This window comes from Streptomyces sp. BI87 (genome assembly GCF_025957665.1).
Lineage (GTDB): Bacteria > Actinomycetota > Actinomycetes > Streptomycetales > Streptomycetaceae > Streptomyces > Streptomyces albidoflavus.
This window is the reverse complement of the sequence record NZ_CP110079.1, coordinates 2,489,954-2,515,236: the sequence shown is the minus strand read 5'-3', so window position 1 is coordinate 2,515,236 and position 25,283 is coordinate 2,489,954. Positions and strand designations below refer to the sequence as shown.

The following is a 25,283-nucleotide window of genomic DNA, read 5'->3' as shown; positions in this document are numbered from 1 at the left end:
CGGAAACGGATAAGGGAGCCGGAGGTGGGTAGCCCCCGGCCCATGAGGCGATTCGAGGAATACGGGGTGCTGGTCACCGGCGCCGGACAGGGCATCGGGGAGGCCGTCGCGCGGCGGTTCGCCGGCGAGGGCGCGCGGGTGCTCGTCACCGACCGGGACGGCGAGCGGGCCGGGAAGGTGGCGGCCGGGTTGCGCGGGGAGGGGTGGGAGGCGCGGGCGCTCGCCTGCGACGTCGGGGACCGGGCGGCGGTGGAGGCGGCCGTGGCGTACGCGGTCGAGAGCTTCGGCGGGCTCGACGTGCTGGTCAACAACGCCTGCTCGGCCGGGCAGGACACCCCGCTCTTCGAGGACGGCAGCGACGAGGTCTGGGAACGCGACCTGGACATCACCCTCACCGGCGCCTACCGCTGCGCCCGCGCCGCCCTGCCCCACCTCGCGGCCGCCCCGGACGGGCGCGGGGCCGTGGTCAGCGTCGGCTCGGTCAACGGCGAGCAGGACTTCGGCGGACACGCGTACAGCGCCGCCAAGGCCGGGCTCGCCGGCCTCACGCGGACGCTCGCGGGGCACGCGGGGCCGCGCGGGGTGCGGGTCAACCTGGTCGCCCCGGGGACCATCGCCACCCCGGCGTGGGCCGGGCGTGAGGCGTCCCTCGAAGCGGCGGCGGAGCACTATCCGCTGGGCCGGATCGGCCGGCCCGAGGACGTCGCGGCGGCCGTGGCCTTCCTCGCCTCGCGGGACGCCGCCTGGATCACCGGGATCACGCTGCCCGTGGACGGCGGCATCCTCAACAGCAACCAGGGGCTGGCCCAGGTGCTGCGGGGGACGTGATCCGGCGCCGGGGCGGCGGGGTGGGCGTAGGCCATCTGCCGGGCCCGTCCTGCGCCGCCGCCGGGGCCGCCGGATCATGCCGACATGACGGGCGCGGGTGAGGCAGGAGCGGGAGCGGCGGGCGAGTGGGGCCCGCCCCCCACGCACGGGCCGGGGGCGGGAGGCGGGCGCAGGCGCCGGCGGCGGTGGCCGTGGGTGGTGCTGTGGACGGTGGTGGCGCTGGTCGTGGTGGTGGCCGGGGCGGGGACGGCGGTGTACTTCTGGGCCGACGGGCGGGTGCGGACCACGGACGCCTTCGGGGAGTACGCGGGGCGGCCGAAGGCCGGGCAGGGCACCGACTGGCTGCTGATCGGCTCGGACAGCCGCGCCACCCTCACCCCCGAGCAGCGCCGCGAACTGCACGTCGGCGCGAACGAGGTGCGCAACACCGACACCCTCATGATCGTCCACCAGGGGGACCACGGCACGACCATGGTCTCGCTCCCCCGCGACTCGTACGTGGCGATCCCCGGGCACGGCCAGGGAAAGATCAACTCGGCCTTCGCGCTGGGCGGGCCGAAGCTGCTGACCCGGACCGTCGAGCAGGCGACGGGGCTGCGGCTGGACCACTTCGCGGAGGTCGACTTCCTCGGCTTCGTCGACGTGGTGGACGCGCTCGGCGGGGTGCGGATCTGCGTACCGGCGGGCGGGCTGCGCGACGAGAGGTCGGGGGCGGACTTCGCGGCCGGCTGCCAGGAGACGGACGGGGTCCAGGCCCTCTCCTACGTACGGGCCCGCTACAGCGACCCCGAAGGCGACCTCGGCCGGGTGCGGCGCCAGCGGCAGCTGGTCTCGGCCGTCGCGGACAAGGCGTCGAGCCCGGCGGTGGCGCTCGACCCGTGGCGGGCCGGGCCCTTCCTCTCCGCCTCCCTCGACGCGGTCACCGTCGACCGGCGGACCGACGTGCGCGACCTCTTCCGGCTCGCCCGGGGGCTGCGGGGCGCGGCCGGCGACCCCGAGGGCACAGAGCGCGCGCTGACCGTCCCGCTCCGGTCCGAGGGGGAGGTCCCGGGCGCCGGGGACGTGGTCGTCTGGGACCGCCGGCGGGCCGGAGAACTCTTCGCGGCACTCCGCGACGATCGCCCGATTCCGACTTCTGACCTGAAATGACGCATCCTTGAGCGAAAGGATGTGGATACGGTGCCCACGGTGGTGCCGTGGCCGTCGCGCGGCGGCCGGCCCGGGGTGGTCGGCCGGGCGGCGCGGCGTGGCACGAGCGGTTCCGAGCGGACCGGGAGGAAACGGACGATGAGCAGTACACCGGCGTCGCCGCACGGCTTCGCGACGGTACGGGGACGCGGCTACCGCCCGGCCCAGGCCGACCAGTACGTCGCCGCCCTGGAGCGGGAGCGCGACGAGGCGCACGCGGAGGCCGAACGGCTCACCGCCCTCGCCGAAGGGCTCGGCGCGGAGGCCGCCACCCTCGCCGAGACCGTCGCCACCCTGCCCGAGCCCACCTACGACAACCTCGGCGAGCGCGCCCAGCGCCTCTACGCCCTTGTCCAGGAGCAGTCCGAGGCCCTGGACGCGGCCGGCCGGGCCGAGGCCGCCGCCCTCACCGCCGCCGCCGAGCAGGCCGCCGCCGACCTGCGCGAGGCAGCCCGCCGGTACGCCGCCGAGACCCGCGCCGAGGCCGAGCGGCAGGCCGACGACCGCCTCGCCGCCGCCCGCGCCGAGGCCCACCAGCTGCTCACCGACGCCCGCGCCGAGGCCCAGGCCGAGCGGGCGGCGGCCGAGGCCGCCCTCGACGAGGCCCGGCAGCTGACCGCCCGCACCCTCGCCGGCCAGGAGCGCGACCTCGCAGCCCGGGAGGCCGAGGCGGAGCGCGAGCTGGCCGAGCGGGACACCGTGGCGCGCGGCCACGAGGGCGCCCTCGACGACCACGGCGACGCCGTCCTCGCCGAGGCCCGACGCCACCACGCCGAGGCCGAGGAAGCCGTACGCCGCACCGACCAGGAGGCCCAGACCCAGGCCGCCGAACTCCTCCAGCAGGCCCAGGCCACCGCCGACCGCGTCGCCGCCGAGGCCGAACGCCTCGTCCGCGACCACGAGGAGCAGCGCGAGGCGCTGCGGGCCCGCATGGAACACATCCGGACAGCGCTGGCGGCGCTCACCGGGCGGGGCGTGGTCGGGGTGCCGGCGGCCCCGGAGGCCGAGGAAGCCCCGGAGGTCTCCGGAGCCCCGGTCGCGCTGCCGGCGGCACGGCGCGAGCAGCCGGGGGGCGGGGCGGAGCCGGACGTGGCGTAGGGGGGCGGGAGCAGGGTCAGGGGCCTGATCTTCACCCCGCCCGGAACAGCTCGCCGCCCCGTAGCGTGCGGCGGCGGGTGACACGGGTGGTGCCCGGTTTCAGGACGCGTGCCGGCCCAGGAAGCCGCTCACCGCCGCAGCGAACCCCCGCGGATCGTCCACCCAAGGGAAGTGGCTGACCCCCGGCAGGACGGTCAGCTCGGCGTCCGGGAAGAGGTCGGCGTACGAAGTGACGGCCTCGGGTGGGGAGTTCAGGTCGAGTTCGCCCGCGACGAGGAGGGTCGGGCGGTCGAAGGAGGCCAGGGCGGCGCGGGTGGTGGGTGGGTCGAAGGCGCCCTCGGAGCCGTAGGTGGCGGCGGCCTCGGTGCCGCGCCAGGGGGTGCCGAGGGCGCGGTGGGCGCGGGCCTCGTCGTCCCAGCGGGCGTACATGAAGGGGGCCATGGCCTCCCAGGAGGCGGTCGTGGCGCGCCCCGCCGCCACCTCCTCCAGCGCCGCGTACGCCTCCGGGAACCACGGCTCGCCCTCCCGCAGCCGGGCCGTCTTCGCCCGTACCGGCCCGGGCACGTCCACGTCCACGGCGAAGGTGCTGGGGGTGGCCAGGATCAGCCGGTCGACGTGGTCCGGGTGCCGCTCGGCGTAGCGGACGGCCAGGTTGGCCCCGGCGGAGTGGCCCAGCAGGTCGACGCGGTCCACGCCGAGGTGGCGCCGGAGCGCGTCCACGTCCGCGACGAGGCGGTCGCAGCGGTAGGAGGCGGGGTCGGCCGGGACCCCGGAGGCGCCGGTGCCGCGCAGGTCCAGCCCGAGCAGCCGCCGGTGAGCGGTGAGACCGCCGAGGTCACCGAGGTAGGCGGCGGGGTGGAAGGGGCCGCCTGGCAGGCAGACGAGGGGCGGGCCCTCGCCCGCGGCGCGGTAGGCGAGGAGGGTGCCGTCGGGGGCGGTGAAGGTGGGCATGGGGGGATAGTGCCATTGGGGCGGGAGCGGGAGCCCGGCTCTTTTCGCGGCCTGCGGTGGCTACGGCCTGGACGGCAGGTCGTTGATGCCGTGCTGGCAGCCCCGCTTGAACGCGTTCCGGTCGGCCTTCTCCTCGTACTGCTCCTCGGCCCAGGTGGCGCAGTGGAAGATCTGGCCGAAGAGGTCGCCGCCGAGGGTGCCCCGGCGCTCCTGGCCGTGGGCGTACCCGGCCTCGTAGGGGCTGTCGGCTCCGCATCCGGCGAGCAGGAGGGTGAGGGCCGCGGCGGCGGAGGCGGCGGCGGTGCGACTTCTCAACGGGTCTGCCTCCTAGGGCTGTGGGAGGTCATGGTGACACTCCGCGTCGCAGAGGTCATCTTTCCGCGTGCCGGTGGGAGGAAACGGCTGGTGGCCGGGGGCTTGCCGCCGTCTCGGGGAACGGGTCAATCCGGTTGGCCGGGGCCGCGTGGTTGGCGAGAATGCGCTCAACGGTGGGAGGGAGCAGGGGCGTTGGACGTCTTCATCTGTGCGGGGTGCGAGGCCGTGCTGTCGGCGTCCGTGGCGCGGGTGGCGCTGCCCGTCCATGCCCGGCAGCGGTGGGGGCACTCGCTGATGCCGGTGCTGATGGAGTCGGGGACGTACGCCGTGGACCCGGAGCCGGACGGTCCGCCGGGCGCGGCGGTGCTCGCCCCCGGTGATCTGCCAGGGACCGTGCTGCTCCCCGAACGCTGTGACGGCTGCTGCGGTTCCGCCGGCGGTGACGGCCCCAACCTGGCCTGCCTGCGCTGCGGGCTGCCGGTGGCGACCCGGGTCGACGACTGCGGGTACTGGCAGGAGGTGTGGTGCGATCCGGGGGCCACCCGGCTCGTCCCGGGGGAGGCCGACGAACTCCCGGCGTGCTGGTCGCGGTTGGCGGAGGAGTGTGCGCCGGTGGAGCCCGTCGCGCCGGAAGGGCGGTGGGACCCGCGCTGGGGTGCGGCGGTCGGCGCCGCGCTGGCCGGGGTGGTGGCGCTGTCCGGCGGCAGGCCCGTGGCCGTGCCGCCCGGGCCGCTCGCGGTGACCCTCGGCCGCGCGGTGGGCGCCCTGCTGCCGCCGGGCCCGCCCGGGCGGACCGTGGTGCTCGCCGGTCCCGGGCTGCCGGTGCCGGAGGACCCGCGCGCCCTGGCCCTCGTCCCGGTCCATCCCCGGACCGGCGAGGTGTGGCCCTGTCCCGGCGGGGTCGACGGGGTGCCGCTGGACGCGGCGGTCTGGCTCCACCTGGCGCGGGGGCCGGACGAACTGCCTCACCCGGCGGCCGGGCGGGTGCCCGCCGGGGTCCACCGGGACGAGCCGCCGGCGCTGCGGCCCCTGACGCTCTTCCGGGCCGACCTCGACGTCTTCCTGCGGACACTGTCCCGGCTCCCTGCCTTCCGCGAACCCTGGCTGCGGCGGCTCCACGAGGAGGTGCGCGGGCGGGGGTACGCGGGGGCGCCTTTCTAGGCCGGGTCCAGGTGGCGGGTGTCGCCCAGGGCGGCCAGGCGGCGGTTGTGGAAGTGGTCGTCCTCGTGGAGCGTCGTGATGCTGCCGGGGGCCGCGCCGAAAGCGGCGTGACCGGCCGCTTCGAGGGGGAACTTGATCCAGGCGGTCACCACGAAGGTCAGGGAGCCGCCGTGGGTCACGATGATCTGGTGCTCGGCGGGTCCGCGCAGGATGTCGTCCATGGCCGCGTGGACGCGCCGCGCCAAGGCCGCCTTGGTCTCCGCGCCCGGTACGCCCTCGTCGTGGTCCATCCGTTCCCCGGCGGCCGGGGGCGGGACGAAGCGCCGGTCCAGCCACGCCTGCGGCCTGCCCTCCGCCTCGCCGTAGGACTTCTCCCGCAGGCGCGGGTCCCAGACCGGGTGTACGCCGAGGAGTCCGGCCACCGGCTCGGCGGTCTGCCGGCAGCGCCGCAGGTCCGAGGAGTACAGCTCGACCGCGGCCTCCTGGGGAATCCGGGCCCGCAGGGCGCGGGCGGTGCGGGCCGCGGCCCGGATGCCCGTGGCGGTCAGCTCCGAGTCGTGCCAGCCGCCGACGACGCCCTCGACGTGGTGGGTCGCCTCCGGGTGGGTGACGACGTGCAGGGTGCGCACGGGACCGGCCTCCTGTGAGTTGGGGGGGGACTCCCCATCTTCCCTTCCCGCACGCCCGGTTGTGGCCCACCTGTCACCCCGTGCTCCCGTGGTTCGGGCAGGGTGAGTTGGGCATGTCAAATCTGGCTGTGTCCGTGTGTCATCCCCCCACCGTCCTCAGGAGGACGTCTTGAAAACGGGTTCCCGCCTCCGCAGAGCCGCGTTCACCCTCACCGCCGCCACCGGCCTCGTCGTCGCCTTCGCCGGCAGCGCCCACGCCGCCCCGCCCGCCGCGCTCCCGGCCCGTGCCGACGCGCTGGAGCAGGCGTACCAGCCGGCCTACGACTACGACACCGACGGCTGCTACGCCACCCCCGCCATCGGCCCCGACGGCACCCTCAACGGCGGCCTCAACCCCTCCGGCGCCCTCAACGGGCAGTGCCGGGACGCCTGGGACCTCGACAACACCAACACCTACTCCCGCGCCAAGTGCGACGGCGACTGGTGCGCGATCCTCTACGGCTCGTACTTCGAGAAGGACCAGGCCGTCGCGGGGAGCGGGCTCGGCGGGCACCGGCACGACTGGGAGCACGTGGTGGTCTGGGTGAACGGCGGCGAGGCCCGGTACGTGGCCACCTCGGCGCACGGCAACTTCAAGGTCCACGACCGCGACGCCGTCCGCTGGGACGGCAGCCACCCGAAGATCGTCTACCACAAGGACGGCGCCAGCACCCACTGCTTCCGCGCCGCCACCGCCAACGACGAGCCCCCGGAGAACCACCGGGGCACCTGGCAGTACCCGGCCCTCGTCGGCTGGGAGGGCTACCCCGCCGGGCTGCGCGACAAGCTGAGCCAGCACGACTGGGGAAGCGCCAACTTCGGCCTGAAGGACGCCAGTTTCGGCTCCCACCTGGAGAAGGCGAAGCCCTCGGGGATCGACTTCGACCCGTACGCCTGACAGGGGCGGGTGCCTGGATGAGCGGCGGGCCGGGTGCGCTAGGGGGTGTCAGACACCCCCTAGGCCCGGTCCGTACGCTCCTCCCGCTCCCACTCCCGTGCCAGCAGGGACCACACCTCGATGTCGAGGCGTTCGCCGCGGTAGGAGGAGTGTGCGCGGAGGGTGCCGTCGAGGGTCATGCCGAGGCGCTGGGCGGCGGCTCGGCTGCGGGTGTTGCGGGGGGTGGTCCTCCATTCCGCGCGGTGCAGGCCGCGGGTGGTGAAGGCGTGGGTGAGGAGGTGGCGGGCGGCGGCGGTGATGAGGCCGTGGCCCTCGCCCGCCGGTTCCGACCAGACGCCGATCTCGCAGGTGCCGGCGGCGGCGTCGAAGTGGACGAACATGACGCCGCCGACCAGGGTTCCTTCGCGCCAGATGCCGAAGATCCGGCCCCGGTCGGCCGCCTGTTTGTCGGCGTACGACTGGAGGGTGGCGCGGGCCGAGTCGAGGTCGGTGGAGTAGGTGGCCCAGGGAATCCACGGGTCGGTGTGGGCGCGGGCCCGGTCGATGTGGGCCAGGAACTCGGGGGCCTGCCAGGGTTCCAGGGGGCGCAGCTCGGCGCCGGGGGCGAGGGGTATGGCGTACACGGCGGGTCCCGGGGGTCGGAGGGGCGGGCGATACGTAACAAGCGTTGGGTAGGTACCGTACCGGGTATGACGCCAGCTCGTGGGGACCATGACGCACGCCGGGAGGATGTTTCCGAGGCGGTGTGGCGGGTGCTGGCCGCGCGGGGGTTCGGGGGGCTGACGCTGCGGGCGGTGGCCTCCGGGATGGGGGCCACGACGGGGCTGGTCACGCACTACTTCCCGAGCAAGCGGGCGCTGGTGCGGCATGCGCTGGAGGTGCTGGACCGGCGGTCGGCGGGGCGGCGGCGTCCGGCGGAGGAGCGGGTGGGGGAGGCTTCGGGGCTGGTGCGGCTGCGGGCGGTGCTGCTCGACGTGCTGCCGCTCGACGGGCCGGGGGCGGCGAACAACCGGATCTGGGTCGGCTCCTGGGACGTGGCGCTGGCCGATCCGGAGCTGGCGGCGGAGCACGCGGCGCGGTACCGGCGGGCCCGGGAGCGGATGGCCGGGTACGTGGCCGAGGCGCAGCGGGCGGGGGAGCTGCCCGCCGGGCCAAAGGCCGGGGACGTGGCGGCGGCCGCGCAGAGTTTCGTGCTGGGGCTGGTCGTGCAGGCCCTGTTCGCGCCGGAGGAGTTCCCGCCCGTCCGGCAGGTCGCGCTGGTCGACGGCTACCTGGCGGGGCTGGCGGCCGGCTGACCGGACGGGCGGGCGGGGATCAGGCCCGTTCGGCGGCGGCCGGGCCGGTGTGCTCCTCCCGTACCGGGAAGCGGCGCGGGGCCAGGGCGAGCAGGAGGACGAAGGCGGCGGCGCCCGCGCAGGCCGCGCCGAGGTGGACGGTCTCCACGGCCGAGGCGACGGCGCGGCGCAGGGTGTCGGCGGTCGCGGGGTCCATGGCGCCCGGCTCGTCCAGGGCGCGGGCGACCGCGTCGAGGTCGCCGGAGGTGTTGCCGAGGCGGGCGGTGAGGACGGCGTTGGCGACGGCGCCGAAGAGGGCGGCGCCGAGGGTCTGGCCGATCTGGCGGCAGAAGAGGACCGAGGCGGTGGTGGTGCCGCGCTCCTCCCAGCCCACGGTGGACTGGACGCCGACGATCAGCGGCAGCTGGAAGAGGCCGAGGGCGGCACCGAGCGCCAGCATCAGCAGGGCGGGCTGCCAGCCGCTGCCCGGGTACGGCAGCAGCGGGAAGGCCAGCAGGACGAGGGTGGCGGCGCCGCTGCCGACCAGGGCGGTGTCGCGGAAGCCGATGCGCCGGTAGACGTGCTGGCTGAGGGCGGCGGCGACGGGCCAGGAGAGGGTCATCACGGAGAGGACGAACCCGGCGGCGACCGGGGCGAGGCCGAGGACGGACTGGGCGTACGTCGGGAGGAAGACGGTCGGGGCGACCATCAGCAGGCCGAGGCAGCCGAGGGCGAGGTTGACGGCGGCGATGGTGCGGCGGCGCCAGACCCAGCCGGGCAGGACCGGGTCGGCGGCCCGGCGTTCGATCAGGACCGTGGCGGCGGCCAGCACGGCGCCGGTGCCGAGGAGGGCGAGGGAGGGCGGCGAGAGCCAGCCCCAGGCGACGCCGCCCTGGACCAGCGCGGTGAGCAGCACGGCGCCGCAGCAGAAGATGCCCAGCGCGCCCGCCCAGTCGATCCGGGGGCGCGGGCCGGTCCGCTCGCGGGCGGGTTCGTGCAGGTGGCGGACGATGAGCCAGAGGGCGACGGCGCCGACGGGCAGGTTGATGAGGAAGATCCACCGCCAGTCGGCGTAGGTGGCGAGGACTCCGCCGAGGCCGGGACCCGCGACGGCGGAGAGCGCCCAGACGGTGGAGAGCCGCGCCTGGATCTTGGGGCGCTCCTTGAGCGGGTACAGGTCGGCGGCGAGGGTCTGCACCGTGCCCTGGAGGGCGCCGCCGCCCAGCCCCTGGACGACGCGGAAGGCGATCAGCGAGGTCATGTCCCAGGCGAGGGCGCAGAGCAGCGAGCCGAGGAGGAAGAGGACCGAGCCGATGATGAGGACCGGCTTGCGGCCGAGGGTGTCGGAGAGCTTGCCGTAGACCGGGAGGGTCACCGTGACGGCGAGCAGGTAGCCGGCGAAGAGCCAGGAGAAGTAGGAGAAGCCGCCGAGGTCGCCGACGATCTGCGGGACGGCGGTGGAGACGATGGTGCCGTCCAGCGCCGCCAGCGCCATGGAGAGCATGAGGGCGGCGACGACCGCGCCGCGCCGGGCGTCCGGCGCCGGGACGGGCGGCTCCGGCCCGGGCTCCCCGGGGCGGGGGCCGCGCGGGCGGGGCAGGTCGGGCGTGCCGGATGCGGGGCCCTCGTTCACGGTCGTCCTCTCCTCACGTGCGGGAGGCGGCGATTCCGTTCCCCCTACACCGATTCCGGGACACTTTCTCATCGGCGGGGCGCCGGCGGGGAGGGCGTCCGGCAGGCGGGCAGGTGCCCGAACGGGCGCGGGGCGGCGCGGAACGGACCAGGCTCGGGCGGAACGCGCCGAAGGCCGATCCCGGTTGCACGATGCTGCCGGAGAGGCTGCAACAAGCTGTCAACGCGCGTCCACCACGGTAGACGCCAATGCTGGCATGGTCGGGTCAACACCGCCCGACGGCCCGTCAGACGGGCGCCCGTGACCACGGCGTCCCGCCCCGCTTCGTACAGAGCCACCCCCCACCACCGTACCGAGCCACCTCTCTCTCCGGCCCATCCGGGGCCGCCGTGCCGCACACCGGCGAGCCCCCTACGCACAGTTGCCCACGAGCCATGACCAGACTCCCAGGGAGAACCGTGTCCGCGATCCGTCACGCCCACTGTCCGCACCCCGCCTCCTCCGTCCGCCCCCGCCGGGCGAGGGCGGTCGCCGCCCTCGCCGGGGCCGTGGCGCTGCTCGCCCTCGGGGCCGGGCAGGCCGTCGCCCAGGCGCCGGACGCCGCCCCCGTCCCGGTGAGCCCGCTGGTCAACGGCTGGGACGGCGCTCCCGTCGATCCCGGGTGCGGCAAGCTGGTCAACGGCTGGGACTAGGCGCCGGCATGCGGTTCCAGCTGCTCGGCCCGCTCTCGCTGCACGACGGCCCCGAGTCGGTCGTCCTCCAGCCCGCCAAGCCCACCGTCCTGCTGACCGCGCTGCTCCTGCACGCCAACTCCGTGGTCTCCGCCGACTACCTCCAGCGGGCCATCTGGGGGGAGGAGCAGCCGGCCACCGCCAAGGCCGCCCTCCAGACCTGCGTCCTCAGGCTCCGGCGGCTCTTCACCAAGCACGGCGTCACCGAGACGCCGATCGAGGCCGTCCCCGGCGGATACCGCATCACCGCCGGCCCGCACACCCTGGACCTCATCGGGTTCCGGGAGCGGGTCCGGCGGGCCGCCGCCCTCACCCACGACCCGCAGGCCGAACTGGCGGCGCTGCGCGACGCCTTGGCGCTCTGGCAGGGCCCGCTCCTCGCCAACGTCCGCTCCGACCTGCTCCACCGCGACGAGGTGCCGCGCCTCGCCGAGGAACGGCTGCGCGCCGTGGAACGGCTCTGCGGCCTCCACCTGCGGCTCGGGCGGTGCGGGGAGGCGCTGGGCGACCTCTGGGAGGTGACCCGCGCCCATCCCGGACACGAGCGGTTCCACGAGCAGCTGGTCGAGGCGCTGTACCGGACCGGCCGCCAGGCCGAGGCGCTGACCGAGTACCGACGCGTCAAGGAGTACCTGCTCCAGGAGCTCGGGGTCGACCCGGGCGCCGCCCTCCAGCGGCTCGAACTGGCCATCCTGCGCGGCGACACCCTCGACGCCGGGCCCGCCGGGGAGGAGGACGGCCGCCCGGCCGCGCTCCCGGAGGTGCCCGCCGCGCCCGGGCCCGGGGAACCCGGAGTGGTCACCCCGCTCACCCCCGTCCCCGACTTCACCGGGCGCGCCGCCGAGGTGGCCGCGCTCACCGCCCACCTCACCGCCGACACCGCCCACCGGCCCGGCGGCCCGCTGACCGTCGTCCTCTCCGGCGCCCCCGGCGTCGGCAAGTCGGCGCTGGCCCGGCACGTCGCCACCCAGCTCGCCGACCGCTTCCCCGGCGGCCGGCTGCTGATCCGCCTGACCGGACCGGACGGGCGGCCCCACGACCCGGAGACGGTGGCGCGACAGCTCACCCGCGCTCTGGACACCCGCCCGCCCGGCAGCCCCACCCTGCTGGTCCTGGACGACGCGGCCCGCGCCGACCAGGTACGGCCGCTGCTCGCCGCCTGTACGGGCGGGGCCGTCGTGGTCACCAGCCGGCGCGGCCTCGCCGGACTGGTCGCCACCCACGGCGGGCGGGTGGTGCGGCTCGGGCCGTTCCGCCCGGCCGAGTCGCACACCCTGCTCCGCTCCGTCCTCGGCGCCGAACGCGTCGACGCCGAACCGGACGAGGCCCGCCGCATCGCAGAGTCCTGCGGTCACCACCCGCTGGCCCTGCGCATCCTGACGGCCCGGCTGCTGACCCGCCCCGGGCTCGGCCTCGCCGACTCCGCCCGCTGGCTCGGCCCCGACCAGGCCGGACGGCTCGCCCTCACCGACGCCCCCGGCCTCTCCGTGCCCGAGGTGCTGGGGGAGGCGCTGGCCCGGCTCGAACCTCCGCTCGCCGACGCCTTCCTCCGCGTCGCCGCGCTCGGGCCGGCCTGCGGGGCCGACGAGGCCGCTCTCGCGCTCGGGCTCGGTGAGGCCGAGGCCGAGCAGCTCCTCGACCGGCTCGCGGACGCCGGGTTCCTGGAGGAGGGGCCGCCCGGCCCGTACCGCACGCTGCCGCTGCTGCGGGCCTGGGCGCGGGGGCGGGGCCGCGCCCCCACCGCGCCCGCCTCGCACCCGCAGGCCCCCGACCCCGCCCACGCCGGGCGGTGCCCCCACTGCCGTACCGCCCGCGCGCACCGCCCCGAACTCCCGCGCCCCGCAGAGAAGGTGTGACCCCTGATGGCCGACCCCACCACCGAACCCGCCCCGGCGACCGCCCCCGCCGCCGACGCCTTCGACGCGCTCGCCGCCACCCGGCCCCGGGTCCGCCGCGACGTGCTCTTCACCCAGACCCCCGGCGGGGTCCTCTTCCACAACGCCGACGGCGGCTTCCACCTCACCGGCCGCACCGCCTACCGGTTCGCCGCCCTCGTCCTGCCGCACCTGACCGGGCGCCACCGGCTCGACGAGGTGTGCGCCGGATTCGGGCCGGCCCAGCGGGCGATGGCCGCCGAACTGGTCCGCACCCTCTACGCCCGCGACTTCGCCCGAGACATCCCCGAGGCCGACGCGCTGAGACCGGCGCCCGAGGACGCCGCCGGGCAGCGGTTCGCCGCGCAGATCGCCTACATCGACCACTACACCGACGCGGCCCCCGACCGGTTCGCCCGCTACCGGGCCGCCCGCGTCGCCGTCCTCGGCACCGACGAGACCGCCCGCTGGGTCGCCCTCGGCCTGGTCCGCAACGGCTGCGGGACGGTGGGGCTGGCCGCCGACTTCCCCGACGTGACCCGTGAGGCGGCCCAACTCGCCGAAGAGGGCTGCCCGGTGAGCCTGGACCGGCTGCCCGACCCCGCCGAGGGGCCCGGCTGGGCCGCGCTGGACGGGTACGAGGTCGTCGTGGTCACCGGGCCCGGCGCGGCCGGGCTCACCCACCGCCTGCTCACCGAGGGCGTCCCCGAGGGCCGCACCCTGCTGCCCGCCTGGGCCTTCGGCGAGCGGCTGGTCATGGGCCCGCTCACCACCGGCGCCGACGCCGCCACCGCCTCCGGCGGCTGCTGGTCCTGCGCCCTGCTCCGCCTCGGCGCAGGCGTCGACGCGGGCACCGCCGCCGCCCTGTGGAGCGAGGTCGCGGGCGGTGCCCGCAGTCTCGACGCGGGTGCGCCCGGGCCGCTGACCGGGCCGGTCGCCGCGATGGTCGGCAACCTCCTCGCGTACGAGGTGTTCCGGCTGACCAGCGGGGTGCAGCCGGCCGAGACGCGCGGGCAGGTGCTCATCCAGGATCTGTCGTCGCTGGACGTGCTCGCCGAACCCGTCCCCCCGCACCCGCGCTGCCGCCACTGCGCCCCCTCCGGAGTCCCGGTGACCTCGCCCGGGACCCCGGAGGTCCCCCGAACGCCGAGCGTGGCCGGGGCCGAGGAGGCCCAGGAGGTGGTGGACGCGCTCAACGCCACCGCCAGCGCCCTGGTCCGCCCGCACACCGGGGTCTTCACCCGCTTCGACGACGACGACCTCACCCAGACCCCGCTCAAGGTCAGCCGCGTCGAACTCGCCCTGCCCGACGGCACGGTGCGCGCCGTGACCGCCGCCGACATCCACCACCTCGCCGGGGCGCGGACCCGCGCCCTGCACCGGGCCGCCGTCCTCTACGTCGACCACACCGTGCCGGCGGTCGATGCCGGGGAGGAGCACGGCGCGCCCGTCGACCCGGCAGCCCTCGCCACCTTCGGCGGGACCGACGCCACCCCGGCCGCCGCCTGGACCCCCGCGCTCTCGCTGCGCACCGGCGAGCCGTATCGCGTGCCCGTCTCGGCCGCGCGCCCCTTCGGCCCGCACAACCGGCTCCGGACCCATCTGGCCGCCACCGCCGGGGCGGGTGCCGGGAGTTCGGCCGCCGAGGCGGCCGGGGCCGCGCTGCTCGCCGCTCTCGCCCACACCGCCGTGCTGGACGCCGTCCGGGGCAGGGCGGCCGCGCCGCTCGCCCAGGACGCCACGGGCGACGCCGAGCTGGAGTTCCTGCACAAGACCGCCGCCGCGCTCGACCTCGGCGTGGAACTGCTCGACCTGACCGGCGACGGGCCCGCCCCCGTCGTCCTCGCCCGCGAGCCCGGTGGCCGCTGGGCCGTCGCCGCCGACCTCACCCGGCGCGAGGCGGCCCGCGCCGCCCTGCGCGACCTGCTCGGAGACGCCCAGCTCGCCGCCGAGACCGGCCAGGAGCCCGACTCCGGCGACCCCTTCGTCACCGACCTGGCGCCCGCCGCGCTCACCCTCGCCGGGGAAGTGGGCGGTCCGCTCGACGCCGCCACCACCTTCCCCGAGATCCTGGCGCGCCTTGGCGAGAGCGGCCGCGACGCCCTGTACCTGGACACCACCCCGGCCGACCTCGCCACCGGCCGGCTCGCCACCGCCCGGGTCCTGCTGACCGTGGCCGCCCCCGCCGAGGACGGCACCGATGCCCGCTGACACCCTCGACCAGGCGGCCGGCGCACCGGGCCGCACCGCCGGCGACCCGGTGGCCGCCTTCACCGCCGGGCTGCACCGGGCGCTGGCCGCCCATGGCGCGCCCGCCCCCCTCGACCTCGCCCCGCTCGGCGTCCACGACGCCTTCCGGGCACCGCTCGCCGCGCACGAGGCGGGGGCCGTGCCGGTGCGGATCTACGGGCGGCAGGCCGTGGTCGGGCCCTTCCCCGGCGAGCGGGACCAGCCCTGCGCCCGCTGCCTGGAGCGGCGGTGGCAGGCGGTGCGGAGTGTGACGCTCCGGGAGGCGCTGGAGCTGGGGGCCGGGACACGGGCGGCGGGGGAGAACCCGTACCTGACGGTGTTCGGGGCCGAGGCGGTGGCCGGGCTGATCGCGGCGCGGCTCGGCGGGCGCGGACCGGAGGCGGGGGCGTTCGCCGCCGTGCACCTGGTCGACCTCCAGACGCTGCGGACCCGCCACTACCCGCTCGTCCCCGACCCGGAGTGCCCGCGCTGCTCGGTCGCCGAGGAGGACACCGCCGAGGCCGCCACGCTGATCCTGGGGCCCGCGCCCAAGCACCGGCCCGGCAGCTTCCGCGTCCGCGACCTCGCCACGTACGAGCTGCCCCTGTCGCCGTACGCCAACCCGCTCTGCGGCTCGCTCGGGCCCTCCGTCGTCCAGGACGTCTCCTCCGGGTCGACCTCCGCCACCGTCGGCTGCTTCTCGATGCGCTCCGGCGACTACCTCCGCGAGACCTTCTGGGGCGGCCACGCCGACACCTTCGGGCAGAGCCTGCGCATCGGGGTGCTGGAGGGCCTGGAGCGGTACGCCGGGATGCGGTCGCGGGCGAAGAAGGCCGAGGTCCGGGCCTCCCTCGACCAGCTCGTGGCGCGCGGGGAGCAGGTCGTGGACCCGCGCGTCGTCGGGCTGTACGACGAGGCGTTCCACGCCGCCAACCCGCACGTGCCGCCCTTCACCACCGGCCGCGAGATCCCCTGGGTGTGGGGGTACTCGCTCCGCGACGAACACCCCGTCCTCGTCCCCGAGGTGCTGACCTACTACCACGCGCCCGGGCTGGAGAACCGGTTCGTCCAGGAGTCCTCCAACGGCTGCGCCACCGGCGGCTGCCTGGAGGAGGCCGTCTACTGCGGGCTCATGGAGGTCGTCGAGCGGGACGCCTTCCTGCTCGCCTGGTACGGACGGGCCGCCCTGCCCGAGATCGACCCCGCGACCAGTACCAGCGCCGCCACCCGGCACATGGTCGACCGGCTCGCGATGTACGGCTACGAGGCCCGGTTCTTCGACACCCGGATCACCTTCCCCATCCCGGTCGTCACCGGCGTCGCCGTCCGCCCCGACGGCGGGCCCGGCCGGATGTGCTTCGGCGCGGGGGCCGGGCTCGACCCCGAGGCGGCCGTAGCGGGCGCCCTCTGCGAGATCGCCACCGACGCCGTCAACCTGCCCGGCCGCACCCGGCGCGACGAGGCCAGGCTGCGCGCCATGGCCACCGACTTCCACCGCGTCGAGGCACTGCACGACCACCCGCTCGCCTACGGCATCCCCGAGATGGGCGTCCACGCCGACTTCCTCCTCGGCGCCCCGGGCACCCCGCGTCCGCCGAAGCGGTCCTTCGCCGAGCTGTACGGCGACGGCTCGCTGCCGCCCGTCTCCGAGGACCTGCGGGACGACCTCGCCCGGTGCGTGGACGCCGTCACCGGCGCCGGCTTCGACGTGGTCGTCGTCGACCAGACCATGCCCGAACAGCGGGCGCTGGGCCTGCGGACCGTCAGCGTCCTCGTCCCCGGCCTGCTCCCCATCGACTTCGGCTGGACCCGCCAGCGCGCCCGCCACATGCCCCGCCTGCGCACCGCCCTGCGCGAGGCGGGCCTCGCCGCCCGCGACCTCACCGACGCCGACCTCAACCCCGCCCCGCACCCCTTCCCCTGACCGGGGACCGACGCCACCAGCCAGCCGCCCCGACAAGCCAGGGAGCCTTCCGTGGGGTACGCCTACGACTACGCCGCCGCCATCATGCGGCGCGGCCGGGTCCACATGGAGCCGGTCGACCACGTGCCGAACTGGGCCGACGGCCCGCGCAAGACCAAGCACTACCCGGAGACCGACCTGCTGCCGCTGCCCGGCTCCGGCTACCCGGCGGACGCCGCCCTCGACCAGGGCCTGAACCCCGGACCCCTCGACGGGCCGGGCCACTTCGACCTCCCCACGCTCTCCGGGATGCTCCGCGACTCCTACGGCCTGACCGGCCGCCGTCTCGGCGTCCAGGCCAACACCGACCTCGACGCGCTCCCGCACTACCCGCTCGCCAACTTCTCCCGCGGCTCGGCCTCCGGCGGCGGCCTCTACCCGGTCAGCGTCTACTGGGTCTCCGGCCCCTCCGCGCCCCTGCCGCCCGGCGTCCACCACTACGCCACCCGCCACCACGCCATGCGCCGCCTGCTCACCGGCGACGCCACCGGCGAGGTCCGCGCCGCCCTGGAGGCCGCCGGGCCGGGAGCGCCGGACGGGGCCGACGCCACCGACCAGTACCTCGTCCTCTCCGTCAAGTACTGGCAGAACGCCTTCAAGTACAACAGCTTCTCCTTCCACGCCGTCTCCATGGACCTCGGCGCCTGCGTGCAGACCTGGCGGCTGTGGGCCCGGGCGCGCGGGCTCGACGTGGAACCGGCGCTCTGGTTCGACGAGGAGCGCCTCGCGCGGCTGCTCGGGGTGCGGACCGAGGAGGAGGGGATCTTCGCGGTCGTGCCGCTGAAGTGGCGGGGGGCCACCGGGGCCGCCGCGCCCCCGGCCACCCCGTTCGCCGTGCGCCACCGGGACGTCGAGCGCTCCCGCACCGTGCTCACCTTCGAGGCCGTCACCGCCATGCAGGCCGCCACCGCCGAAGGCGCCCTCGACCGGCCCGCCCCCGGCGCCCTCGCCCCGGCAGCCGCCCGCCCGGCCGGCCCGGCCCTGCCCGAGGCACCGCTGCCCGCCGCGACCCCGCTCACCACCGACGTGCGCACCGCCCTGCGCCGGCGCCGCAGCAGCTTCGGCCGGTTCGACGCCTCCCGCCCGCTCGCCGCCGCCGACCTCGCCGCCCTCTGCCGGGCCGCCACCGACGGCTCGTACCTCGGCGGGGACACCGGCACCGGCGCCGGGGGCGAACGCCTCGCCGGGCTGTACGTCTTCGTCAACCACGCCGAGGGCCTGGCGCCGGGGGCGTACGCCTACGACCCGGAGGCGCACACCCTGCGCCTGGTCAAGGAGGGCGCCCCCGGGCCCTTCCTCCAGAAGAACTACTTCCTCTCCAACTACAACCTGGAGCAGGCCGGGGCCGTGCTGGTGCCGACCGTGCGCACCACCGCCGTGCTCGACGCGGTCGGCGACCGGGGGTACCGGCTGGTCAACGCGACCATCGGCGCCGTCGCCCAGTCCGTGTACACGGCCGCCGCCGCGCTCGACGTGGGCTGCGGGGTGGCGCTCGGCTTCGACAACGTCTCGTACATCGAGGAACTGGGGCTTCAGGCCACCGGCGAGGCCCCGCTGCTGATCATGATGGCCGGCCACGAACGGCCCGCCCCCGCCGACTACCGCCACGAGCTGACGTGACCTCCGGAAGGGGCACCCCCGCCGCCATGCCCGCACCCGACGCCCCCGGCCCGCGCCCCGGCCGCCCCAGGGAAGCCTTCGTCCTGCGCACCGCCGGGCTCCCCGTCGAGACGATCCGCCCGCTGCGCGCCCCCGGCGCCCGCCGCTGGGCCGACGACGTGCTCGACGCCGCCGCCCGCCTCACCGCCGACGGCGAGGCCCTCGGCGACCTCCTCCACCCGCTGATCGGCGGACTGGAGGACGAGGCCGAGCGCCGGGCCCTGCTGAGACTCCGCCGCGAGGTCTTCAACAACCGGCTCCCCAAGGACCCCGAGGCCGCCCACGCCCTGGTCGCCGCCCGCGACCCGCGCACCGCCGAGGCGCTGGCCGGCTGGCTGGAGCGCAGGGCCGCGCTGGCCGCCCGCGAGGCCGAGGGCGCCGGGCTGCTCGCCTCCGAGACGGCCCGTGCCCGCGCCGCCCTCTGCGCGGCGGCCGGCGAGGACCGGCTCCGCAAGGGCCTGCTGCTCGCCTCGCCGACCCTGGACGCCGGACTCGACGCGTACGTCCGGCGCACCGCCGCCGACCCGGCCGCCACCCCGGACAAGAAGCACCGCAAGATCGAACGCTCGCTGCTGTCCTACCTGTACCGGACCGCCTGCAAGACGAGCCCCTTCTCCACCTTCACCGGTGTCGGGCTCGGCACCTTCACCGACGGGGAGCCGCACCAGGGTCCGGGTGCCTTCCCGCTGGCCGTCGCCGACGCCTGGCCCACCGCCGCCCGGCTCAACACCGCCGCCGTCGGCCGGCTCGCCGCCACCGTCCTGGCCGACCCGGGCCGCCGCGCCGACCTGCCCGTCACCGTCGCCTCCGGGTGGGGGCGCGAGGCCGACCGGGTGCGGTACGTACGGCGCTGGGTCACCGAGGGCGACGAGGCCACCGCCGTCACCTTCGACTCCGTCAAGGACCGCCTCTTCTACCTCCGCCGCAGCGGCACCCTCGACCGCCTCCTCGGCCACTTCGAGGAGCACGGCACCCTGCGGTACGGCGCCCTCTCCGCCTGGCTCGCCGCCGACCGGGACGCCACCGAGGCGGATGTCGCCCAGTACCTCGACGCGCTCCTCGCCCTCGGCCTGGTCCGGGTGCCCTGCCTCGACGTCACCGTCCACGACACCGACCCGCTGCGCGCCTTCCAGGCGGCCCTGCGCGGCGTGGGCCGCCCGTGGGCCGACCGCCTCGCCGACCGCCTGGAGCCCGCCGCGGCCTGCGTCGACAGGTTCGCCGCCGCCGAGCCGGACCGCAGAAGGCTCCTCCTGGAACAGCTGAGGGGCGAACTCGCCGCCGTACAGCGGTCGCTCGGCGCCGAGCAGCACCGCGTCCCGCAGACCGTGCTCTACGAGGACTGCGCGGTCCCCGCCGACGGGCCCACGGGTCTCACCCTCTCCGCCGACCGCTGGGCAGAGGTGGCCGGGGAGCCGCTCTCCCGGCTGGAGGCGGTGCTGCCCGCCTTCGACCTGACCCTGCCGCACCGGCTGACCTTCAAGGGGTTCTTCACCGCCCGGTTCGGGCGCGGCGGGCGCTGCGACGACCTGGTCAAGCTGGTCCACGACTTCCACGAGGACTTCTTCGACCAGTACCTCTCCTTCACCGCCCAGCGCCCCGCCTTCGGCCCCGACGGCGACCCCAACCCCGAGGAGAACTGGCTCGGCCTGCCCGAGCTGAAGTCCCTGGACGCCGCCCGCGCCACCTTCCTGGACGGGATGCGGGAGCGCTGGGCCGCCCACGAGGGCGACGGCGACCTCGTCCTCGACGACGCCCTCCTCGACGCCACCGCCGCCCCGCTCGCCCCCCTCGCACCCGCCTTCGCGCCGATGAGCCACCACGTCCAGCTCGCCGACCGCCCCGAAGGCCCGCTCGCCGTCCTCAACCGCTCCTACGGCGGCCTCTCCTTCCCCTTCAGCCGCTTCACCCACCTCTTCGACGGTCTGGACGAGCGGCTGCTCGACGCCGGGGCCCAGGCCGCGCCGCCCGGCGCCGTCCTCGCCGAGGTCACCGGCGGCCCCGTCACCTCCAACCTCAACCTGCACGCCCGCCTCACCCAGTACGAGATCGTCGGCCCCGGCGAGAGCGGCACCCTGGAGCCGGAGTTCCGGCTCGGCCTGGACGACCTCTTCCTCGTCCACGACGAGGCCGACGACCGCCTCGTCCTGCGCTCGGCCCGTCTGGAACGCGAGGTGATCCCGGTCTACCTCGGCTACCTCGTCCCGCTCGCCCTGCCCGAGCTCCCGCGCACCCTGCTGCTCCTCTCCCCGACCTCCATGTCCCCGCTCAACGTCTGGGGCGGCGTCCCCGACCGCCCGCCCGTGGAGGGGGTCACCCACCGGCCCCGGGTCCGCCACGGCAGCCTGGTCCTCGCCCGCCGCAGCTGGGGCGTGGACGCCCGCGACCTGCCGCTGCGCGCGCCCGGCACCGACGAGGCCGCCTGGTTCCTCGGCTGGCACCGCTTCCGCCGGGCCCACTCCCTGCCCGCCCGGGTCTACGCCACCGTCTCCGACAGCGGGGCGCGCGGCGCGACCGGCGCCAAGCCGAGCTACGTCGACTTCGACAGCCCCCTCTCGCTCGCCGCCTTCGAGGCGCTGCTCCGCACCGACAAGGCCCGCGCCGTCCTCCGCGAGGCGCTGCCCGACGAGGACGGGCTGCACGCCGCCTCGCCGCGCGGCCGGCACGTCACCGAACTGGCCGTGGAGACCCTGCCCGCCCCGACCCCCGCGAGGACCGCGCCATGACCGACCTGACCCTCACCGGCAGCCAGGCCGCCACGAAGTCCGGCGCCTGGCAGGCCACCCACGTCTTCTACGCCGCCAACCCCCGCCCGTTCCTGCTCACCTGCGTCCGCCCACTCGTCGCCGAGCTGGAGGCGGAAGGGCTGATCAGCGGCTACTTCTTCATCAACTACTGGCTGGAGGGCCCGCACGTCCGGCTCCGCCTCAAGCCCGCCACGCCCCAGGCCGAGTCCGAGGTCCGGCGCCGCACCGAGGAGGCCGTCGATACCTTCCTCCGCGAACGCCCGGCGCTCTACGAGGTCGACGCCGGCTTCCTCAACGACTTCTACAACACCCTCTTCGACATCGAGTTCCCCGGCGCCGAACGCGGCCACCACACCGGCGCCGACGGCCGGATGAACATCCGCCCCAACAACAGCCGCAGCGCCGAACCGTACGAGCCGGAGTACGGCAAGTACGGCGGGCCCGCCGGGATCGAGCTGGCCGAGTGGCACTTCCGGCACTCCAGCGACCTGGTCATCGACGCCTTCGCCACCATCAACCTCCACCTGCGCACCGTGCTGCTCGGCACCTCCGCCCAGCTGATGATGGTGATGGCCGCGACCTTCCTGCCCGACAAGGCCGACCTCACCGGCTACCTCGACAGCTACTACGAGTTCTGGCACCGCGCCTTCCCCGGCACCAACTTCATCGGCACCGACGAGTACGACCGCAACTACGCCGCCCTCGCCCCCGGCCTGGGGGAGCGCTTCGCCCGCGTCCGCGCCGCCACCGGCCCCGCCACCGAGGAGGCCGAGAAGCCCCGGCTGCCCGGTTTCCTGGCGGGCTGGGCCGACCACTGCGCCGAACTGCGATCCAGGGCGGAGAAGCTGACGCTCGACGGTGATCTGGTCTTCCGCTCCTGGGACGGCACCCGGGACGAGCAGGTCACCGACCCGGCCGTGGCGCTGCCGCTGCTCCTCTCCCCGTACATGCACATGACCAACAACCGGCTGCACGTCACCATCCGCGACGAGGCGTACCTCTCGCACGTGCTGGGCCGGGTGCTGCGCGAGGGCGCCGCGTGAGCGCGCCCGCCGAACGGGCCGCCGTCCCCGGCTCCTACCGGCCCGCCCTGCGCGCGGGCGTGCTCGTCGGCGGGCCCCTGTACGACGGCCCGGCCACCGTCCACCTGGTCAAGGACACCGGCACCGGCCACGCCTTCAAGGCCGGCCCGCGCGAAGCGTTCCTGCTGGCCCGGATGGACGGCACCCGCGCCCTGGACGAGCTGGGCACGGAGTACGCCGCCGTCCACGGCAAGCGGCTCGGCGAGGCCCAGTGGCGCCAGCTCCTCGCCCTGCTCGGCACCCGCGGCCTGCTCGACGGCGCCCCCCGCCCGGCCGCCGACCCGGTGGCCCCCGCCGAGCCCCGCACCCTGTGGCGCGGCACCCTGCGCCTGGTGGCCGACGCCGACGCCACCACCGCCCGGCTCCACCGGATGGTGCGGCCCCTGCTCCACCCGGCCGCACTCGTCCCGCTGCTCCTGCTGGTCCTGGCCCTGGAGACGGCTCTGGTGCTGCGCGCGGGGGAGGCGCTCGACGCCACCTGGGCGCTCTTCCGCAACCCGGTGCTCCTGGTCGCCGCCGCCACCCTGCTCTGGCTCTCCACCGCCCTGCACGAACTGGCCCACGGGGTCGTCGCCCGGCACTACGGCGGCACCGTGGCCGAGATCGGACTGCGGTGGCGGCTGCCTGTGGTCATCATGTACTGCACAGTCGACAACTACCCGTACCTGCCGACCCGTTGGGCCCGCATCGCGACGGCCGTCGCCGGAGCCGTCATGAACCTGCTCTTCCTGCTGCCGTTCGGCGCGCTCTGGCTCCTCGCCCCGCCCGACGACGCCACCCGCGACGCCTGCGCCGCCCTCGTCCTGCTCGGCACCGTCCAGGCCCTCGCCATGCTGATCCCGCTGCCGCCGCTCGACGGGTACCAGATCGCCGGGCAACTCACGCGCACGCTGGGCCTGTTCACCGCCAGCCGCACCTACCTCGGGCTGGCCCTGCGCCGCGATGCGGCCGCCCGCGCCTACCCCGCCCCGGCCCGCCGCGCCTACCTGGCGTACCCGGCGGCCGTGCTGCTGGTCCTCGCGGGGACCGGCCTCGCCCTGTGGGCCGCCGCCCGCCACCTGCTGACCGGGAGCTGACCCCCAGCCTCCCGGACGTACACCCCGCACACCCCGATCGAGGAGCACCCCATGACCCCCCAGCCCACCGACCCCGACGGCGCCGTCGTCCTCGACGGTGTCCGCAAGACGTACGGGCGGACCGAGGCCGTCGCCGGGGTGACCCTCACCGTCGCCCGTGGCGAGTTCTTCGGGCTGCTCGGGCCCAACGGCGCCGGCAAGACCACCCTCGTGGAGATCATGGAGGGCCAGCGCAAGGCCGACGCCGGGAGTGTCACGGTGCTCGGCCACCACCCGTGGCCCCGGGACACCGCGCTGCTCCCGCGCGTCGGCGTGCAGACCCAGTCCAGCGCCTTCTTCGTCCGCCTCACCGCCCGCGAACACCTCACCACCGTCGCCGCCCTCTACCGGGTGGGGAGCGAGGCCGCCGAGAAGGCACTCGCCCTGGTCGGCCTCACCGACCACGGTGACGTGCGGGTCGACGACCTCTCCGGCGGCCAGCGCCAGCGCCTGGCCATCGCCTCGGCCCTCGTCCACGAGCCCGAACTGATCTTCCTGGACGAGCCGACCGCCGCCCTCGACCCGCAGGCCCGCCGCGACCTGTGGAAGGTGCTCCGCGACCTCAAGGGGGCCGGCCGCACCATCGTCTACACCACCCACCACCTGGACGAGGCCGAGGCGCTCTGCGACCGGGTCGCCATCCTCGTCGGCGGCGCCGTCCGCGCCCTCGACAGCCCCGGCCGCCTGATCGCCGCCAGCAGCGGCACCACCCGCCTCCTGGTCCCCGCCGACCGGCTCACCCCCGAACAGGGCGCCGCCCTGCCCGGCGTGCTGCGCGCCACCGCCGACGGCGACATGACGGTCCTGGAGACCGAGGACTCCGGCCCCGTCCTCGCCGCCGTCGACGCCCAGGGCGGCCTGCACGGCGTACAGACCCGCACCCCCAGCCTGGAGGACGTCTACCTCGCCCTCACCGGCGAGGCGTCCCCGGCCCCGGCCCCCGCCGAGAGCTGAGTCCGGCCCCGCGCCCCCCCACTTCGCACCACCACCCACGGAGAACCCCATGAGCGCCTACGCCGCCCTCAGCCAGGCCGGATACCGGGCCTACACCCGCGACAAGACCACCCTCTTCTTCACCTTCGCCTTCCCGCTGATCTTCCTCGTCGTCTTCGGCCTCATCTTCAGCGGCCAGGAGGTCGAGCAGTCCGGCCGTCCCTACATCAGCTACATCGCCCCCGGCGTCCTCTCCTGGGGCCTGGGCAACGCGGCCGTCTTCGGCGTCGGCTTCGTCCTCATGCAGTGGCGGCGCGACGACATCCTCCGCCTCATCCGGATGACCCCCACGCCCACCTCCGCCGTCCTGGCCTCCCGTTACGTGCTGGCGCTCGGCATCGGCGCCGTGCAGGCGGTCCTCTTCGTCGCCGTCGCCATGCTGCCGCCGTTCGGCCTGGAGCTCTCCTCCGGCTGGCCGTACGCCTTCCTCATGCTGGTCGTCGGCGTCACCGCCTTCCTCGCCCTCGGCGTCATCGTCGGCTCCTTCACCCGCACCCCGGAAGCGGTCGCCGCCGTCGCCAACTGCGTGATGCTGCCGATGGCCTTCCTCTCCGGCTCCTTCTTCCCGCTCGACGCCATGCCCGGCTGGATGCAGGCCATCTCCCGTGTCCTGCCGCTGCGTTACCTCAACGACGGCGTCTCGGCCTCCCTCACCGGCTCCGGCACCACCGGCGACATCCTTCTCTCCTGCGCCGTCCTCGCGGGCTTCGCCGTCGTCTTCACGGCCGTCGCCCTGAAGACCTTCCGCTGGTCCGACCGCACCTGACCGCCTTGCGGCCACCGGCCCCACCGGGCCGGAGCAGGCACCGGTCCTCCCGGTCCGGGCGGGGAGCGTACGCCGCCCCCGCCCCGGCCCCGTGTTCCTCCCCGCCCCGGCCC

Annotated in this window: 21 protein-coding genes; 16 read left to right on the top strand and 5 right to left on the bottom strand. The window is 76.0% G+C overall.

The window, feature by feature from the left end; translation table 11 throughout:
* Positions 1–42: 42 nt before the first annotated feature.
* The 3 genes from OIM89_RS10770 (at position 43) to OIM89_RS10760 (ending at position 3,114) form a co-directional block, all read left to right on the top strand.
* A complete protein-coding gene (locus tag OIM89_RS10770; protein WP_030699462.1) occupies positions 43–828 on the top strand; it encodes an SDR family NAD(P)-dependent oxidoreductase in 786 nt (261 codons plus the stop codon).
* A gap of 195 nt (positions 829–1,023) precedes the next feature.
* Positions 1,024–1,977 carry an LCP family protein gene (locus OIM89_RS10765; protein WP_030699461.1) on the top strand — a complete coding sequence of 318 codons (954 nt, stop codon included), beginning with the start codon at positions 1,024–1,026 and terminating at the stop codon, positions 1,975–1,977.
* Positions 1,978–2,115: 138 nt separating this feature from the next.
* A complete protein-coding gene (locus OIM89_RS10760; protein ID WP_175510481.1) occupies positions 2,116–3,114 on the top strand; it encodes a cellulose-binding protein in 999 nt (332 codons plus the stop codon).
* A 99-nt stretch (positions 3,115–3,213) separates the two neighbouring features.
* Here the strand turns inward: OIM89_RS10760 and OIM89_RS10755 are convergent, their stop codons facing one another.
* Both OIM89_RS10755 and OIM89_RS10750 read right to left on the bottom strand, forming a co-directional pair.
* Entirely contained in the window at positions 3,214–4,065 is an 852-nt protein-coding gene (locus OIM89_RS10755; protein WP_047468140.1) for an alpha/beta fold hydrolase, read from the bottom strand.
* 60 nt (positions 4,066–4,125) lie between these two features.
* Positions 4,126–4,380: a hypothetical protein gene (locus OIM89_RS10750; RefSeq protein WP_030699458.1), complete on the bottom strand. Its 255-nt coding sequence runs from the start codon at positions 4,378–4,380 to the stop codon at positions 4,126–4,128.
* A gap of 192 nt (positions 4,381–4,572) precedes the next feature.
* On the opposite strand from OIM89_RS10750, the gene OIM89_RS10745 reads away from it, so the two are divergent.
* Positions 4,573–5,541 (top strand): hypothetical protein, encoded by a 969-nt coding sequence (locus OIM89_RS10745; RefSeq protein ID WP_264491187.1) that lies wholly within the window; start codon positions 4,573–4,575, stop codon positions 5,539–5,541.
* Here OIM89_RS10745 and OIM89_RS10740 read toward each other — a convergent pair.
* Complete coding sequence (locus tag OIM89_RS10740; RefSeq protein ID WP_030699456.1) at positions 5,538–6,170, bottom strand: histidine phosphatase family protein; 633 nt, start codon at positions 6,168–6,170, stop codon at positions 5,538–5,540. The two genes, OIM89_RS10745 and OIM89_RS10740, sit on opposite strands and share 4 nt — an antisense overlap.
* Before the next feature lie 169 nt (positions 6,171–6,339).
* On the opposite strand from OIM89_RS10740, the gene OIM89_RS10735 reads away from it, so the two are divergent.
* The gene (locus OIM89_RS10735) at positions 6,340–7,107 is read left to right on the top strand and encodes an NPP1 family protein (RefSeq protein WP_226964305.1); all 768 of its coding nucleotides are present in this window, start codon (positions 6,340–6,342) and stop codon (positions 7,105–7,107) included.
* 59 nt (positions 7,108–7,166) lie between these two features.
* Here the strand turns inward: OIM89_RS10735 and OIM89_RS10730 are convergent, their stop codons facing one another.
* Positions 7,167–7,730, bottom strand: a complete 564-nt coding sequence (locus OIM89_RS10730) for a GNAT family N-acetyltransferase (protein WP_030699454.1) — start codon at positions 7,728–7,730, stop codon at positions 7,167–7,169.
* Between the two features lie 120 nt (positions 7,731–7,850).
* On the opposite strand from OIM89_RS10730, the gene OIM89_RS10725 reads away from it, so the two are divergent.
* A complete protein-coding gene (locus OIM89_RS10725) occupies positions 7,851–8,402 on the top strand; it encodes a TetR/AcrR family transcriptional regulator (protein WP_030699453.1) in 552 nt (183 codons plus the stop codon).
* 19 nt (positions 8,403–8,421) lie between these two features.
* On the opposite strand, the gene OIM89_RS10720 is transcribed toward OIM89_RS10725, so the two are convergent.
* The gene (locus OIM89_RS10720) at positions 8,422–10,014 is read right to left on the bottom strand and encodes an MFS transporter (RefSeq protein WP_030699452.1); all 1,593 of its coding nucleotides are present in this window, start codon (positions 10,012–10,014) and stop codon (positions 8,422–8,424) included.
* Between the two features lie 458 nt (positions 10,015–10,472).
* Between OIM89_RS10720 and OIM89_RS10715 the strand changes: the two genes are divergently transcribed.
* From OIM89_RS10715 to OIM89_RS10670, 10 genes are read left to right on the top strand one after another with little or no spacing between them, the layout of a single operon-like run.
* Entirely contained in the window at positions 10,473–10,706 is a 234-nt protein-coding gene (locus OIM89_RS10715) for a hypothetical protein (RefSeq protein ID WP_030699451.1), read from the top strand.
* Between the two features lie 8 nt (positions 10,707–10,714).
* On the top strand, positions 10,715–12,601 hold the full coding sequence (locus tag OIM89_RS10710) for a BTAD domain-containing putative transcriptional regulator (RefSeq protein WP_264491186.1): 1,887 nt from the start codon (positions 10,715–10,717) through the stop codon (positions 12,599–12,601).
* A 6-nt stretch (positions 12,602–12,607) separates the two neighbouring features.
* Positions 12,608–14,830: a TOMM precursor leader peptide-binding protein gene (locus OIM89_RS10705; protein ID WP_264491185.1), complete on the top strand. Its 2,223-nt coding sequence runs from the start codon at positions 12,608–12,610 to the stop codon at positions 14,828–14,830.
* Positions 14,820–16,772, top strand: a complete 1,953-nt coding sequence (locus OIM89_RS10700; protein WP_030699448.1) for a TOMM precursor leader peptide-binding protein — start codon at positions 14,820–14,822, stop codon at positions 16,770–16,772. The genes OIM89_RS10705 and OIM89_RS10700 overlap by 11 nt, the downstream gene beginning before the upstream one ends.
* A gap of 51 nt (positions 16,773–16,823) precedes the next feature.
* On the top strand, positions 16,824–18,431 hold the full coding sequence (locus tag OIM89_RS10695; protein WP_030699447.1) for a SagB family peptide dehydrogenase: 1,608 nt from the start codon (positions 16,824–16,826) through the stop codon (positions 18,429–18,431).
* 26 nt (positions 18,432–18,457) lie between these two features.
* Complete coding sequence (locus OIM89_RS10690) at positions 18,458–21,193, top strand: lantibiotic dehydratase family protein (RefSeq protein WP_264491184.1); 2,736 nt, start codon at positions 18,458–18,460, stop codon at positions 21,191–21,193.
* Positions 21,190–22,257, top strand: a complete 1,068-nt coding sequence (locus OIM89_RS10685; RefSeq protein WP_030699445.1) for a lantibiotic dehydratase C-terminal domain-containing protein — start codon at positions 21,190–21,192, stop codon at positions 22,255–22,257. The genes OIM89_RS10690 and OIM89_RS10685 overlap by 4 nt, the downstream gene beginning before the upstream one ends.
* Positions 22,254–23,372 (top strand): metalloprotease, encoded by a 1,119-nt coding sequence (locus OIM89_RS10680; protein ID WP_030699444.1) that lies wholly within the window; start codon positions 22,254–22,256, stop codon positions 23,370–23,372. Before OIM89_RS10685 ends, OIM89_RS10680 begins: the two co-directional genes overlap by 4 nt.
* Before the next feature lie 51 nt (positions 23,373–23,423).
* Entirely contained in the window at positions 23,424–24,365 is a 942-nt protein-coding gene (locus OIM89_RS10675; RefSeq protein ID WP_264491183.1) for an ATP-binding cassette domain-containing protein, read from the top strand.
* Positions 24,366–24,414: 49 nt separating this feature from the next.
* Positions 24,415–25,170 (top strand): ABC transporter permease, encoded by a 756-nt coding sequence (locus tag OIM89_RS10670; RefSeq protein ID WP_030699442.1) that lies wholly within the window; start codon positions 24,415–24,417, stop codon positions 25,168–25,170.
* The last annotated feature ends 113 nt before the right edge of the window (positions 25,171–25,283 follow it).